A 14,322-nucleotide genomic window follows, 5' to 3' on the forward strand; every position below is an offset into this window, starting at 1 on the left:
AGTGATGTTGCTCATCCCCTGTTATCAGTACTGAAGTAGCTCGAAAAGTTTGCGCTGCGGCCAGCAAAGGCCTGCGGGCCGGCCTGAATCTGGGGCGGCGGAACAAACCCGTCCCACTGTTCGGCAACGCTTTGCAAAAAGGTGCTGTCGTCCGGGTTCCAGGTATGCCCGCCATGGCTGTCAACGGCGGAATGCCGGTGCATCAAATAGTTCTGCCCGTGGGACCGATAGATCAGCCCGTCGGCTGCAAGGACGGCCTGCAGCAGGCAACGGTCAACAGCGCGGTGGACCGGGCGCCAGCCGCCCAGCCGGCGAAGGTCGTCGAGCCGCATTAGCATGGTGCCGCCGGCAACGTGGTCCGAGTACTGCTCCCCCAGCGGCGGCCGGCGGGTGGTGATGTCGAGTGCCTCCAGGTAGACGAATTCAACCTGTGCCCCCACCAGCTGGGCACCGCTGTACTCGGCGCTGCGCACAAGGTCCCGGATATGGTCCGGTCCGTACCAGTCGTCGTCGTCCATCTTTGTGAGGTAGTCACCCGCGGCAACTTTGGTTCCTGCATTCAGGACGTCGCCGAAGATCGTTTGGGAGGGCACCGACAGAACAGTCAGCTGGCCCTGGTAGCCGGCAATGGCCTGTTGGGCGGCGGGGTCCTCCTGGTCGAAACCATGCAGGACCAGGACCACCTCGAGCTGTTGCCAGGACTGCCGGGCTATTTGCGCCAGGGCGGATCCCACCTTGTCGGGCCTTCTGGTGGCAAGGAGGACACTGACCGTCGGCTCGGCCGCCAGCGGAAGACCCAAGCCCTGCAGGACGCGGTTCCAGCGCTGGCGCGGGGCGAATTCCTCGATGGCGGCGCGCCGGAGCTCGATTGATTTTGATTCCCGTTGCACGGGCGGGTCCGCGGGATCGAATGCGGCGATGCGGCGGACCAGCGTGTCACCGAGCATGGCTTCCACCCCGGCGGAGAGGTGCGATGCCAGCAAGGGAACGCCGGCAACGCTCAGTTCCGCCAGCCGCAGGGCCAAGGCCCGGTCCATGGCGGCGAAATGTGTTCCGTCGATGCTGACGTAGGCAGCGTTCCGGAGTGAAGCCAGCTCAGGACCGGTGAGGGCCACGGCGTCCGGGCTTGCTCCTGCCGCGAGGTCAACGACCGGGCCGTCGGCGAAGGGGTTGAACCCTTGGGGGCTGATGACTGCAGTGTCGACCGGAGGCAGGTCGTGGGGGCGCGGGACCCAGGCCTGCGGGGTTGCCCGCCCTTCAATCCTCGGCAATGGCCGGGGCAGCTGCCCCACGATGACGTCCACGGCGAAGATGTCATCGTCCTCCGGATTAAGCATGTCAGGGGTTACCAGGCTTGCCAGGGTGTCCCCCGCGAGCCAGTTACGGTCGCCGGGTTCCAGCACACCGGCGCGGATTCCACCCAGCACCGGCACGGGTCCGGCAGGGCCAGCTCCGGCCAGGGCAGCGGTGGCTGCGGCGTGGATGGGAACCCATTTTCCGCCTTCGATGACCGTAGCGAAGCCCAGGCCAGGCACAATCCGGCCGGCGGCCTGCGCCTTGGTTGCCAAATGCCTGCTGGTCCAGGCGGCGGCGTCCTGGTGGGGGGCGTGGCCTTCGATCACCAGGACAAACCGTTGGGCTTTGCCCTCGCTGCGGAGCAGTGGGAGCAGGCTGCGCGCTTCAGCCAGGGAGCGGGCCCGGACCAGGTAGGTGCCCCACCAGCGCCTGTCCAGGGGTACGTCATGGTGCCAGTTCCCGGCGTCGCCACTATCGCGCCGCTGCCAGGGCGTAGCGGCGTAGTCCAGCCCGAGTGCTGTCATGACGGGCGCGATGCGGGCAGTCCCGAAGCCGACGGCGACGCTGTCCAGCTTCATGAGTTGCGCGCCCGCCCGAGCATGGCTTTAGCCCGGGAGGTGATGTAGCCGGGACCCCGCCGGGCAACCGCTGCAAGCCGCGCAGCGCCCCGCTGCCGGGAGGTTCCGGCTTCCAGCCGACGGCTGTCAGCTTCCGCCCTGGCTACTTTGGCTTCAAGCTGCCTGATGCGCTGTTCGTAGTCCGCCCGGACGGCGGCGTCAGTGGCGTCCCGGACCAGGACTGTCAGGTCATGGCGGCCAGCAGCCCCTTTTCGCAGATGCAGGCGCGGCGCCGGTTGCCGGAAGTCATGGACGCCAACGGAGCTTCCCGAAACCCACCGTTCTCCCCCGGCGGCCCGGACCGACTTTTCCGGATCTCCACCGGTGTTGGTCTTGTTGAGCACTGCGCTGTCCCAGAATTCGACGGAATCAGTCCGGCCGTCCACCAGGGCTCGGATCAGTTGGGCTCCTGTGGCCTGGGCTGCATCCACGAGTGCTTCGATGGAGAAGGTTCCCAACCTGGTGCCCGCAGGCAGAACCAGGGTGTAGGTCGGGTCATGCAGGCCCGTGCGGGGGCCGGGCTGCCAGCTGAACCTGGCGTCAGAACCGAGCCACGCCCGGGTACCGGCCATACCGGTCCCGGGCACCCCGACGATCGCCGCCGTGAAATCCTGGCAGGCAGACGCCAGGAGGGACGCGGCGGTTGCTGCCACGTCGAGTTCGGCTGCGGAGCCTGCAGGGATGACGACGCTGACCAGCCCGGACGCCGTTCGGGGCCCGTGGACAGCCTTGAGTTGGATGCCGATGGCCGCCAGGTCGGCGGTAACCGTGCCGGCCTTATTGTCCCTAACCAACGGAGTCCGCGCCCGCCAGGACGGGCTGCACCGGGACTGCAGCCTGCCTGTCGTTCCAGATTCCCTTGGTGTCGATGACCAGCTTGCCCTCGAGGTCCTGCGGTGTGACGGCGAGGAACTGGTCGTGGTCAACCAGCAGCAGGACAACGTCGGCCGCGGCCAATGCCTCAGGGAGGGAATGCATTGCGGTGATTCCGGTGTTTTTCAGGGCGGCAGGAAGATCTTCGACATGGGGATCCACCGGGAGGATGGTGGCCAGCGGCAGTCTGCGTGCGAGTTCCTGGACGATCGTCATGGATGGGGATTCCCGGACGTCGTCGATGTTGGCCTTGAAGGCCAGGCCGAGTACGGCCACCGTGGCGCTTTCCCGGTCGGTGAGGAGTTCGGTCACGCGGTCCACCACGTGGTGGGGCTTGGCGTCGTTGACTTCGCGGGCGGTGCGGATCAGGCCGGACTCCTGTGGTGCGGCGTCAACGATGAACCACGGATCCACGGCAATGCAGTGCCCACCCACGCCTGGGCCGGGGCGCAGCACGTTGACCCGGGGGTGGTGGTTGGCGAGTTCGATGAGCCGCCATACATCGATGCCAAGTTTGTCGCAGATCACCGACAACTCATTGGCAAACGCAATGTTCACGTCGCGGAAGGTGTTTTCCACCAGTTTGGTCATCTCGGCCGTGGTGGCATCGGTGAGGAGGATTTCGCCCTGGCAGATGACTTCGTACAGCTTCTTGGCCAGTTGCGCGCCCTCGTCGGTGAGGCCGCCGATGACACGGTCGTTCGTTGCCATCTCGATCATGATCCTGCCGGGAAGCACGCGTTCCGGTGAGTGCACCACGTGGACCTGGGCAGCGCCTTCTCCGGCGCCGGACCACAGGTCCGGCCGGACCCGGGCCAGGTGTGCGGCCAGCCGTTCGGTGGTGCCTGGCGGTGACGTCGATTCCAGGATGACCAGTTCGCCGCCGCGGAGTTTCGGGGCCAGTGCCTCCACGGCGCTGGTGAGGTAGGACATGTCAGCCCCTTTGCCTTCGGCCAGGGGCGTGGGAACGGCAATGATGTAGGCGTTGGCGTGCGGAACCTCGGTCATGGCCACCAGGTTGCCCAGGCTGACAGCGCCGGAGACAACAACGCCCATATCAGGCTCAACGAACGGGACTTCGCCGCGGTTTACAGCGTCAACGGTGGCCTGCTTAACGTCCACCCCGGCCACCAGTTTGCCTTTGGCGGCAAAGATGGCTGCGGTGGGCAGCCCGATGTAGCCAAGTCCGATCACTGCCAGGTCATAAACTGTCGTCTGCATGGTTCCCCTAAACTACGATGTGGTCTTCGGGCGGGCCGAAGAACTGAATCTTTGATGACGCCATCAGCTGGTCGTTGGTGATGGACCAGGTATGCGAGGCAGCGTCACGCCCGCGCATCTGGCAATAGTTGAACCGGTCCGCGGAGTAGATCCCGGCGCCGGCTTCCACCGCGTCGCGGAGGAACTGCGTATCCTCGCCGGTCTGCACCGGTTGGAACGGAAAACGGCGGAACGTGTCCAGGGCCGCGAAGATCGTGGGCCCGGAGACGGCGGTAACAAACCGGTGCTCCAGCTGCGGGTTGCGAAGGATGGTCGCATCGGGCCCGGCCAGGTGCATGTAATGTGCCCGCTTGCCCACAATTGCTGCTTCGGAATACATCATGGCGTGGGCGAGGTCCCCGAGGTACAGCGGCGCGTACAGGTCATCGTCGTCCCACTTGGTGGCCAGCTCGCCGTCCGCACCCTCGACCAGCGCATTCAGGCATGCCCCCAGCGGGGTGCTTTCCGGCTGATGCAGGAGGACGGCATCCGCCAGGCCCGCCTCATTGCACCGTTCCCGGAAAAGCCGCTCATCGACGTCGAACCCGTGGGCCAGGTACACCAGCTGGACGTCCACTCCCTGCTGCGCCGCCACGCCGTTGATCACGTGCTCCAGCTGGTGGGGGCGGAAGCTGGATACCAGCGCGGAAATCCGGGGGCGGGGCGCAGGGACCGCCAGGTCCGCCCTGACGGCGGCAGCAATGGTGGCGGCCCGGTGGCTGAAGGTATGGCCGGACCAGATCCGGCGCTGCGCTTTATGCACCTGCCGCTGGGAATAGTCCGGGTTGGTGTCGATGGCCTTCAACAGTTGCACGGCCTCGTCGCGGGACGAAGCGACGGGGATTTCCCCGTCCGGGAAGAAGGCTTCGATCGCTTCGCTGGGGCTGGACACAACGCAGGTGCCCGCCGCCGTGATCTCGAAGATCCGCCTGGCGCACATGGACGGCGAATCGGTGACGGAATTGACGTTCAAGAAAACCTTGTACGCCTTGTAGGCCGTGAGCATCTGCGGATAGCTGAGCGATCCCACCACGTGCTTCTTCAGGTCGCCGGGAAACTGGTACTGGGTTTCCTTGCCAAGCTGGCGGGAGAAGATTTCGAAGCCGGACTTGGTCCCGGCGGCCACGTCGGCTGCGGCGCCGAGGAGGTAGTCCATCTGGCGACGGCGGTCCTCGTACTTGTGTGCGAAGTACATTCCGGCGAAGGCGACGTTCCGGGCATGCCACCCATGGTGCGGACGAACCGGGTTGTGGATCCTCGGCTGGGCAGCGAATGGCAGCACGGACACGCGCTGGTGCCCCAGGTCCCTGTGGTAGTCGGGCAGCTTGTTGGCGTCAGTGGTGAAGACATGGTCAAAAAGCCGGGCAGCGGGGAGGAAGTCGTCATAGTGCGGCGGATCCTCCTTGTTCCAGAACACGGACGGTATGCCGGCGCTCCGGCATGCCGCAACAAATCCCACCAGGGCAGTCGAGGGGCCGTCAGTGCCGGTGATCTTGCCCCGCCACGAGCCGCCGTTTCCGGCCCACGCGGATTCGACAACAACAAAATCAAGCCGGTTATCACGGAGCTGGGACTCCCAGTCCTGCGGGCTGATGGCCAGCACCGACCATTCGGAGGCGAAGGCCGCAGCCGAAAAGTCATCCATGATGATGCCTACGTGCAGGTCTGGTCGCCGCGGTGCCTTAACGGCGGGCGGCGCCTCCCGGAAAACGAGCCGGCGTTTGCTGCCGAAACCGCGCCAGGACCCTTCGGCTCCCCGGACGCCGGCAAGGCTTGCCTCATCCCGCTCCGGTGAGCTCCGGTGAAGGTAGCTCCTGGCCTGCTGCAGGCCGCCCCGGCGGGCGTGCCACAGTGCGCGGCGCCAGTAAGCCGCCTGGTTACGTAGTCCCATGGTTACCTGGACCGCTTCCAGCCGTTGGGAAGGAGCGTGGTCCGCATGGCAGGCAGGCTGGCCATGAGTTCGGCCCGGATCTTGCGGCCGTAGTCGGCGTTGCCTTCGTTGATGCGCCAGATGAAGCTTTTGTACTGTTTGGCAACGTCCTTGGGGGTGCCATCCATGATGAAGTCGCCCTTGTCGATCCAGAAAGCCCGGTTGCACGTGGACACGATGGTCTCGATGCTGTGGCTGACGATGAAGACGGTTCCTGCCTGGCTGGTGACCTGCTTCATCCGGGCCTTGGAACGCTCCTTGAACTGGGCGTCCCCGGTGTTGAGGGCTTCATCCACCAGCAGGATCTCAGGATCCACGGCCGCGGCGATGGCAAAGCGGAGCCTCGCTCCCATGCCGGAGGAGTAGGAATTCATGGGGTGGTAGATCTCATCTTCCAACCCGGACATTTCAACAATGTCGTTGAACTTCGCGTCAATCTGCGCGTGGCTCATCCCCATGGCCAGGCAGCCCAGCCGGATGTTCTGGGCCCCTGAGATGGAGGAGATGAGAGCGGCGTTGACGCCCAGGAGGATGGGATTGCTGGCTGCATAGACCGTTCCGGCATCAGGGATGATGAGGCCCGCCAGGACCTTCATCAGGGTGCTCTTGCCGGACCCGTTGCGGCCGATCACCCCGATGGAGTCACCCTGGTTGGCCACAAAGGACACGTTCTTGAGCGCGGTGGTGCGGACCGGGCTGCTGGTGGCCTTGCCTTTGCGGAGGGCGCCGAGCATGGAGGTGCGGGACGTGGTCCTGCTCCCCGACTGCTGCTTGGTGCGGTACACCACAGAAATGTCATCAACGACGACGGTGGGCTCGGCCAGGTGGATGCCGGGGTTTCTAGACGCGTCCATAGGATTCCTCTCCTCGCCAGAACACCAGGAGTCCGGCGGCTACTGCCACGGCGGCAAACAGCGCCAGCACCGTCCAGTCGCGCAGTGAAGGGCTGGTGGCGTACAGGACGGAGTTGCGGATGCTTTTGATGACCAGGTAAATCGGGTTGAAATCCATGATGGTTTTGATGACCGGGTAGTTATCGAACCGGTGGTCCGAGAAAAAGACCGCCGAGGCGTACATCCAGAGGCGCATCAGGAACGACAGCAGCATGCCGACGTCGGGGATCTTGAGGACCAGAGGTGCCAGCAGCATGCCGATACCGAGGTTGAACATGAACTGCAGGAAGATGGCCGGCAGCACCAGGAACCAGCGCCAGGTGATTTCTTCTGCCGGTGCCGTGAAGATCACGAAGAGCAGCATCACGATGGTGACCGGAACGTTGGACAGCAGTTCGCGGACGTTGATGGCGATGGGCAGCGAAGCCCGCGGGAACTGGAACGCCCGGATCATGGCCGTGTTGCCGGTCAGGGATTTGGCCCCGGCCACGATGGCCCTGGTGCTCATCTGGAAGGTGAAAACCCCGATGATCAGGTAGCCGATGAAGTTTTCGATGCCGCGGCTGGTGTTCAGCAGCAGCCCGAAGATCAGGTAGAACGTCAGGCCGGACAGGACAGGAGTCAGGACCAGCCAGGCGCTGCCGAGGAGGTTCTTTTCGTTGCCGCTCTGAACCCTTGCCCGGGCGTCGAAGAAAATGAAGCTTCGGCGGTCCCACAACTGCACCAGGTAGTCAAGGAAATCGGGGCGTTGCCCGATCCTGGTGAGCCGCTTGAGGTTGATGGGGACAGTGACCGCGGGCATCTCCGTCTTTTCTTCAATGCTCATCCGTTGGTGACTCCCAGTTTTTCCAGCTCTTTTGACAGGGCGGCAGCGTTGGCTGCCCACGTTCGTTCGTTCAGGACCCGTTCGCGCCCGGCCCGGCCCAGTTCCGCGGCCAGCCCGGGGTCATTCAGGAGGGTGCGCAGTCCGGCGGCCAGCGCCCCGGGGTTTCCGGGTTCCGTCAGAAGGCCTGTGACGCCGGGTTCCACAATCTCCCGCAGGGCGGGCAGGTCTGTGGCAACCACAGGCCTGGCACAGGCCATGGCCTCGACGGGCTTCAAGGGCGTAACGGAGCGGGTAACCTCAAGGTCCTTCCTGGGCACGGCGAAAATGTCGAGTGCCTGGTGATAGCGGACCGCAAGCTTCTGCGGGACCCGGCCGGTAAAGATGATGCGGTCCGCGAAGTCGCTTTGTTCCGCCTGCGCGCGGAGGGACGGAGTGGATACGCCGTCGCCAACGATGAGCAGATTAAGGTCAGGATGGTCCCCGGCCAGCAGCACAAAGGCCTGCATCAGCTCGTGGATCCCTTCATAGGGTACCAAGCTGGAGACTGTGCCCACGTATTGGCCGGCCACCGGGAGACCCAGCTCACGCCGGGCATCGGCCTGGCTGCGGGGTTCGTCAAGGAAATCCCCGCCGACTGCGTTCGGCATCAGCAGCACCTTCGCCGCCGGCACGCCTGCCGCCACGATGTTCGATTTCATGGCCTCGCCGAGGGTCAGCACCAGGCTGGCGGACAGCATGGCCTCCCGCTCGCGTTGGCTGAAAAGGCGGTACTTCTCGCTCTCCCGGGCTTCCGGCCCGCGGACAGAGGCCCAAGTATCAGCCAGCTGGCCCCGCACTTCGTAGACCCACGGAATACCCAGGGCATCAGCAACCGCACGGACCACCATGCCGTTAACGTAATGCGTCGTGGTGTGCAAGACGCCGGGCCGGAACTCCAGTGCCACTTTCAGGAGTTCCTCGGCCTGCTGCTGCAGCCTGGCGTCCACCGTGGCGGCCATCCTGCCCGGCAGCAGCCGCCGGTATGTGATGCCCTCAACAACGTCCTGGCCCTTGGCCAGGACCTTGCCCACCTGGACGGGGTACCCCATCCGCGTGACGGCCAGCACTTCCTTGCCGCCGGCCTGCTGGGCCAGCAGGGTGGAATGCGACCTCTGCGCGTACCCGCTGGCCGTGTGGGGCAGCGAGTTTGTGAGCAGATGCAGCACCCTGCCCTCGACCGGCTGGAACGGCACGGAGGCCAGGACCGGGGCGGCGCCGCGCAGGACTGCCGCTTCGGCCTTCAACCGGCGCTGCTGCAGGGGTTCCGGTCCTGACGCTCCATCCCATACCGCCAGGGCGTCTGAAACAGCACCGTCGTGCCACAACCTGCGGGCCGCCGTCGCCCGGCCATTGCGTGCTGCGCACGCGCGGTCCATCAGGAGGTCCGCAAGGTCGGGCCGGTTGGCGGCGAGGGCAATTTCCGCCAATCTGCGGGCCTTCGGCCCCGGGATTGCCGCGGCGGCTGCCAAGCGGATGCGCCGGTCCATCTCCGCGTCGTTGCCACTGACTAGCGCGAGGAAGGACACCAGGCCTGCTGTGGAGCCGGCGGGCCACTTGCGGACCACTGCGCCGGCCAGGGGGCGGACGGCAGCAGGCAGGCGCCGGGACAGTTGCAGGAAGAGGACCATCGGGTCCTCGAGCAGGTGCTGCTGGATGGTTGCGGCAGTCAGCCGGGCATTACGTAATAGCTGGATCATGGATCAGGCGGACTTCTCCGAGACGAGGTCCCTGATGATTTCCATGTATTGGACCGAGAGAAGGTCGTAGTCCGCGTGCGTCTTCACCCATTGGCGGCTGTCGGAGTTGCGGATCAGCCGGCCGCGGTCCGCCGCTAGGCCGGACCACAGGGCAGCGAGGGCCTTGGGATCGCTGGCCACAATGTCACCTGCGTCGGCGTCTGAAATGATACGGGCCGCCTCCCCGCGGACCACAGCCGTCACGTGGCGGCCGATGGCCAGGACCTCATAGGTTTTGGAGGGGACGGTGGTCTCGAAGGACTTCCAGTCGTCCCGGAGCGATACCAGGCACGTGTCAGCCGAAGCATACCGGGCAAACATGTCATCGCCGGTGAGCGGGGCGTGGAAGGTTACCGGGGCACTAAGCTCCCGGGCGAGCTTTTCCAGGGCAGGCCGCTGGGTGCCGTGCCCCACGAGGTGCAGGTGCATGGACTCCCCCACCAGCGCCGCAGCACGGATGGCGACGTCCAGGCGCTGGCTTTCGCCGTGGTTGCCCAGATACAGCGCCTCGAAGACGGGGCGGTCCAGGGGCGGCGGGTCCAGGACAGGAATGGCTTCAAGGTGGATGCCGTTGGTCACGGTCGCGACGTTCCGTACACCGCGTGCGCGCAGCGTCGCCCCGAACCCCTCAGTGACGGTAACCACCAGGTCCGCGCGGTGCTGGACAAAGTCCACAACGTGCTCAATGACGCTCTTGACGTTGCCCTGGACCACCCTGGCGTCGCGGGCCAGGTCCGGCCAGGCATCGCGCATTTCCACCACCAGCGGGACGCGGCGCAGTTTCGCCAGCGCGTAACCCGCTGCCAGCGACGGCAGGCCGGGTGCGGTGACAATGACGACGTCGGGCTTGCGCACCATCATTCCGGCGGGCACCGAAAGTGCAGCGGAGTAGCACTGGTCCAGAAGCCTTGCGATGCGCGAGGTCCCGTGGCGGAGATAAGGCACGTGCATGATTTTTTCGGTGAACTGGCCGTTGCGCAGGTGGAACGGCCGGCCTGACATCCAGCGCGGCAGTTGGCGCCGGCCGAACGGGTAATGCGCCACGGGTGTAATGACGTCAACGCCCCAGCCCGCGTGCGAGAACTCCTTGATCATGGCGGTCCACCGCCGCTGCGGCGGGCTCTGCTCAGGCCAGTAGGAGTGCGTGATCAGGGTGACCTGCAACTTGCCTGGTTCCGGCGGGCCGCTCCTGCCGGAGGCCGAAGGTTTTCCTCGCATCCCTTAGGACTTGCCCGGCTTTGGTGTTCCCATCACCCGTTTTGAACCCAGGAACCGGAAGTAGGCATAGCCTAGTCCCAGCAGGAAGACAACCACCGCAGCCTGGACGCCGACCGGGCTGCCCGTGGCTGCTGCAACAACGGCCTGGACTTTGGCTTCGATGACGGCGGTGGGCTGCTCAGCGCTGGCCACGGCCGCCGCTTTCACGGGCACGGCCGGCTCGGGCACCGCAGGCGGGGTGGGTTCCGGCGCGGGTTCCTCAACAACCGGGACCACCACGGCGGGGGCGGGCTCCTCAATGGGAACCTCGGGTTCGAAAACCACTTCCGGGGCCGGGGCCGGCACCACGGGTTCGATCGGGACCGGAACGGGTGCCGGTGCCGGGGCCGGCTCAACAGGAACGGGCACCTCCGGAACGGGGATTACAGTTCCCGGATCGGTCGTTCCTGGATCCGTTGTACCCGGATCGGTCGTTCCTGGATCCGTTGTACCCGGATCGGTCGTTCCTGGATCCGTTGTACCCGGATCGGTCGTACCGGGATCAGATCCCCCTGGAACTTCGGGTTCTCCGGTAGGGTCACTGGGGCCTGGGGCCGTGGGGGCTCCAGTCGCCGGAGGCAGTGTCGGAAGCACGATGTCCGTGGCGAAAGCTCCGCTGACCGGACCAGCTAGGAGGATTGCAGAGACAGACAGCCCCGCAATTGCCCGCCCGGCATTTCTTTTCACGCCACAAAGACCCATCGGATTTCCTTCCCCCCAAGTTCATCGATCCGCTGCCGGATGCAGCTGCGAAGACCTTGCATATTCGTGGCGCCAACGGCACCCAACCTCGTCAGTCTACTGGAAGGTGACTCCCAGCAGCATATGTTATGTCTTTGGGCCCGACCGGAACCCGAAAACCAAACGTAATTCCCCGGCTAGGCTTAATCAATGCCTGCCCCCCGCCGAATCCCGTTTCCCCGCACCGCGACAGCCTTTCTGTGCGCCATGGCGGCGCTCCCCCTGGCAGCCTGTGCCCCGGCCGTCGACGTCGCAGCCGCCGGTGACGCCGCAAATCCGGCCTGCGCACCGATGATGGTCGCGCTTCCGGATGCGATCGGCGATTCCCGGCTGCGCCAGACGAACAGCCAGGCCACCGCGGCCTGGGGCGATCCGTCACAGGTGATCCTCCGCTGCGGGGTCAACGTGCCCGGCCCCACCACTGACCGCTGCGTCACTGTGAACGGCATCGACTGGGTGATCCGGGAAGGTGACCCGGTCTGGACCCTCACCACGTATGGCCGCGAACCGGCCACGGAGATCCTGATGGATCCGGACAAAATCAGTTCCGCCACCGTACTGGCGGATCTTTCCACCGCCGCCGGCAAGGTCCCGGCCCAGCGCAATTGCGTGGGCCAGGAGGAACTGCAGAATTTGCCAAAGAGCCAGTAGGCCCCGGGGGCGGTTAGCGGAGGCCCGTTTTCCGGTTCAGGGCCAGGTGGATCAATTCATCGATCAGGTCGGCGTAGTCCAGCCCGGACGCGGCCCACATCTGCGGGTACATGCTTTTTGGCGTAAAACCGGGCATGGTGTTGATTTCGTTGATGATCAGCTCGCCCTGGCCGGTGTAGAAGAAGTCCACCCGGCTCAGGCCCTCGGCGCCCACCGAGTCGAACGCCGCTGCGGCGAGTTCCCGGACCCGGGCAATCGCCTCGGCGGGGATGTCCGCGGGACAGCTCAGCGCGGCCGCGTCATCCTCCACATATTTGGCGTTGAAGTCGTAGAACTCGTGCGTTCCGCCGGCCACGGAAATCTCGCCGGGCATGGAAGTCCGCGGCGCGTCAGTTCCCCGTCCTTCCAGCACGGCGCACTCGATCTCCCGGCCAACAATCCCGGCCTCTATGACGAGCTTGAGGTCATGCCGGCGGGCTTCGTCGACGGCGGCATCCAGGTCCGCCAGTGAATCGACTTTGGAGATCCCCATGGAAGACCCGGCGCGTGCCGGTTTGACGAAAACGGGGAAACCAAGGCGGTCCACCTGCTTGCGCACGGCTTCGGGATCGGTCAGCCACTGCCGGTCGGTGACGGCGATGTAGGGGCCCACCTGGAGCCCGGCGGCTTCGAAGACCACCTTCATGTAGTGCTTGTCCATGCCCACGGCGGAGGCCAGGACACCGGCGCCCACGTAGCGGGTGTCCGAGAGTTCCAGCATGCCCTGGATGGTGCCGTCCTCCCCGAAGGGTCCGTGCAGCAGCGGGAAGACCACGTCCACTGTTCCCAGTTCCCGGGGCACCTCGTTGGGTGAGGCAACGATCAGCTGGTGTTCGCCGCCGATTTCAGCGAGGGTCACCGTCTCCAGCGACGCAGCGACTTCGGGCAGGGACTCATCGGCCAGGGACCACTGCGCGGTATCCGTGGACGCCAGGACCCACTGCCCGGACTTGGCGATCCCGATGGGGATGACCTCGTATTTATCCTTGTTGATGGCGCCCAAAACGCCTGCCGCGGTGACGCAACTCACCGCGTGCTCACTGGACCGGCCGCCGAAGAGGACAGCAACCCGGGGTTTGGCCCGGCCCGCCGTTTCCCCTGCTGTCAGTTTGTCGTGGGACATGTCAGTAATCGCCTTCAGGTTTGAGTTCCCGGGACAGCAGCACCGGTCCCAGTTGGTCTACGGACAGCCTGCCCGCCAGGACAGCCACCACGGCGGCCGTGATGGGCATGTCAACGTTCAGTTTGGCGGCCAATTCGTGCACCGCCTGGCCGGATTTGATGCCTTCTGCGGTCTGGGTCATTTTCCGGCCCACCTCGTCAAGGGTCAGACCCTCGCCCAACAGCCGGCCGGCGGTGTGGTTCCGGGACAGCGGGGATGAGCAGGTGGCAACGAGGTCACCCAGGCCTGCCAATCCGGCCATGGTCTGCGCATCGCCGCCCAGCGCCAAGGCAAGGCGGGACGTTTCCGCCAGTCCACGGGTGATGACGGAGGCCTTGGTGTTGTCGCCCATCTGCTTTCCTTCGCAGATCCCTACGGCCAGGGCGATCACGTTCTTGACGATCCCGCCGATCTCCACCCCCACCACGTCAGCCGTGGTGTAGGGCCGGAAATACGGCGCCGTGCAGGTCCGGGCGATCCAGCCGGCCACAGCGGAGTCGGTGCAGGCCACCACGGAGGCTGTTGGCTCCTCCCGGGCAATTTCCATCGCCAGGTTGGGGCCGGATACCACGGCGATGCGTTCGGGTGGCAGGCCGAGTTCAGCGCCGATGACCTCGCTCATCCGGGCGTCGGTGCCGAGTTCGAGGCCTTTCATGAGGGAGACCACCACTGCATCGGGCCCGATCATGCCCGCCCACTCCCGCAGCTGGGGCCGCAGCGACTGCGCCGGGACGGCGAGGACCACAAGGTCCGCGTCCCGGAGGACCTCCCGGACGTCAACGGATGCCGTGATGGTCGCGGGCAATTCGACGTCCTTGAGGTACTGCGGGTTCCGGGACCGGGCGTTGATCTGGTCCACCACTTCGGGGCGCCGCCCCCAGATGCGGATGCTGCGCTCTTCCCCGGACGCCGCAGCGGCATCAGCGAGGATCTTGGCGAAGGTTGTTCCCCAGGAGCCGGCACCCAGGACCGCTACGGAGCGGGCAGAGCCGGCCATCACAC

Annotated in this window: 12 protein-coding genes; 1 reads left to right on the plus strand and 11 read right to left on the minus strand. The window is 65.5% G+C overall.

Features of this window, described 5'->3' with window-relative positions; all coding sequences use genetic code 11:
- Nucleotides 1–11: 11 nt before the first annotated feature.
- From ACRB8A_RS11465 to ACRB8A_RS11505, 9 genes are read right to left on the minus strand one after another with little or no spacing between them, the layout of a single operon-like run.
- Nucleotides 12–1,874 (minus strand): glycosyltransferase, encoded by a 1,863-nt coding sequence (locus ACRB8A_RS11465; RefSeq protein ID WP_432244733.1) that lies wholly within the window; start codon nucleotides 1,872–1,874, stop codon nucleotides 12–14.
- Nucleotides 1,871–2,707 carry a hypothetical protein gene (locus tag ACRB8A_RS11470; protein ID WP_432244734.1) on the minus strand — a complete coding sequence of 279 codons (837 nt, stop codon included), beginning with the start codon at nucleotides 2,705–2,707 and terminating at the stop codon, nucleotides 1,871–1,873. Before ACRB8A_RS11470 ends, ACRB8A_RS11465 begins: the two co-directional genes overlap by 4 nt.
- The gene (wecC, locus tag ACRB8A_RS11475; RefSeq protein WP_432244735.1) at nucleotides 2,700–4,007 is read right to left on the minus strand and encodes a UDP-N-acetyl-D-mannosamine dehydrogenase; all 1,308 of its coding nucleotides are present in this window, start codon (nucleotides 4,005–4,007) and stop codon (nucleotides 2,700–2,702) included. The genes ACRB8A_RS11470 and wecC overlap by 8 nt, the downstream gene beginning before the upstream one ends.
- 7 nt (nucleotides 4,008–4,014) lie before the next feature.
- Nucleotides 4,015–5,937, minus strand: a complete 1,923-nt coding sequence (locus ACRB8A_RS11480; protein WP_432244736.1) for a glycosyltransferase family protein — start codon at nucleotides 5,935–5,937, stop codon at nucleotides 4,015–4,017.
- Between the two features lie 2 nt (nucleotides 5,938–5,939).
- The gene (locus ACRB8A_RS11485) at nucleotides 5,940–6,830 is read right to left on the minus strand and encodes an ABC transporter ATP-binding protein (protein WP_432244737.1); all 891 of its coding nucleotides are present in this window, start codon (nucleotides 6,828–6,830) and stop codon (nucleotides 5,940–5,942) included.
- The gene (locus ACRB8A_RS11490; RefSeq protein WP_050686994.1) at nucleotides 6,817–7,695 is read right to left on the minus strand and encodes an ABC transporter permease; all 879 of its coding nucleotides are present in this window, start codon (nucleotides 7,693–7,695) and stop codon (nucleotides 6,817–6,819) included. The genes ACRB8A_RS11485 and ACRB8A_RS11490 overlap by 14 nt, the downstream gene beginning before the upstream one ends.
- Nucleotides 7,692–9,431, minus strand: coding sequence for a glycosyltransferase family 4 protein (locus ACRB8A_RS11495; RefSeq protein ID WP_432244738.1), 1,740 nt, complete (start codon nucleotides 9,429–9,431; stop codon nucleotides 7,692–7,694). Before ACRB8A_RS11495 ends, ACRB8A_RS11490 begins: the two co-directional genes overlap by 4 nt.
- Nucleotides 9,432–9,434: 3 nt before the next feature.
- The gene (locus ACRB8A_RS11500) at nucleotides 9,435–10,634 is read right to left on the minus strand and encodes a glycosyltransferase family 4 protein (protein ID WP_432244739.1); all 1,200 of its coding nucleotides are present in this window, start codon (nucleotides 10,632–10,634) and stop codon (nucleotides 9,435–9,437) included.
- A 57-nt stretch (nucleotides 10,635–10,691) separates the two neighbouring features.
- Nucleotides 10,692–11,096 (minus strand): hypothetical protein, encoded by a 405-nt coding sequence (locus ACRB8A_RS11505; protein ID WP_432244740.1) that lies wholly within the window; start codon nucleotides 11,094–11,096, stop codon nucleotides 10,692–10,694.
- Nucleotides 11,097–11,618: 522 nt separating this feature from the next.
- Between ACRB8A_RS11505 and ACRB8A_RS11510 the strand changes: the two genes are divergently transcribed.
- Nucleotides 11,619–12,119, plus strand: a complete 501-nt coding sequence (locus ACRB8A_RS11510; RefSeq protein ID WP_050687237.1) for a DUF3515 domain-containing protein — start codon at nucleotides 11,619–11,621, stop codon at nucleotides 12,117–12,119.
- Between the two features lie 13 nt (nucleotides 12,120–12,132).
- Here ACRB8A_RS11510 and ACRB8A_RS11515 read toward each other — a convergent pair whose 3' ends face one another.
- Both ACRB8A_RS11515 and ACRB8A_RS11520 read right to left on the minus strand, forming a co-directional pair.
- Entirely contained in the window at nucleotides 12,133–13,281 is a 1,149-nt protein-coding gene (locus ACRB8A_RS11515) for a D-alanine--D-alanine ligase family protein (protein ID WP_050687239.1), read from the minus strand.
- A 1-nt stretch (nucleotide 13,282) separates the two neighbouring features.
- Entirely contained in the window at nucleotides 13,283–14,317 is a 1,035-nt protein-coding gene (locus ACRB8A_RS11520; RefSeq protein ID WP_050687291.1) for an NAD(P)H-dependent glycerol-3-phosphate dehydrogenase, read from the minus strand.
- Nucleotides 14,318–14,322: the final 5 nt, after the last annotated feature.

Source organism: Arthrobacter sp. G.S.26, from assembly GCF_050847375.1.
GTDB lineage: Bacteria > Actinomycetota > Actinomycetes > Actinomycetales > Micrococcaceae > Arthrobacter.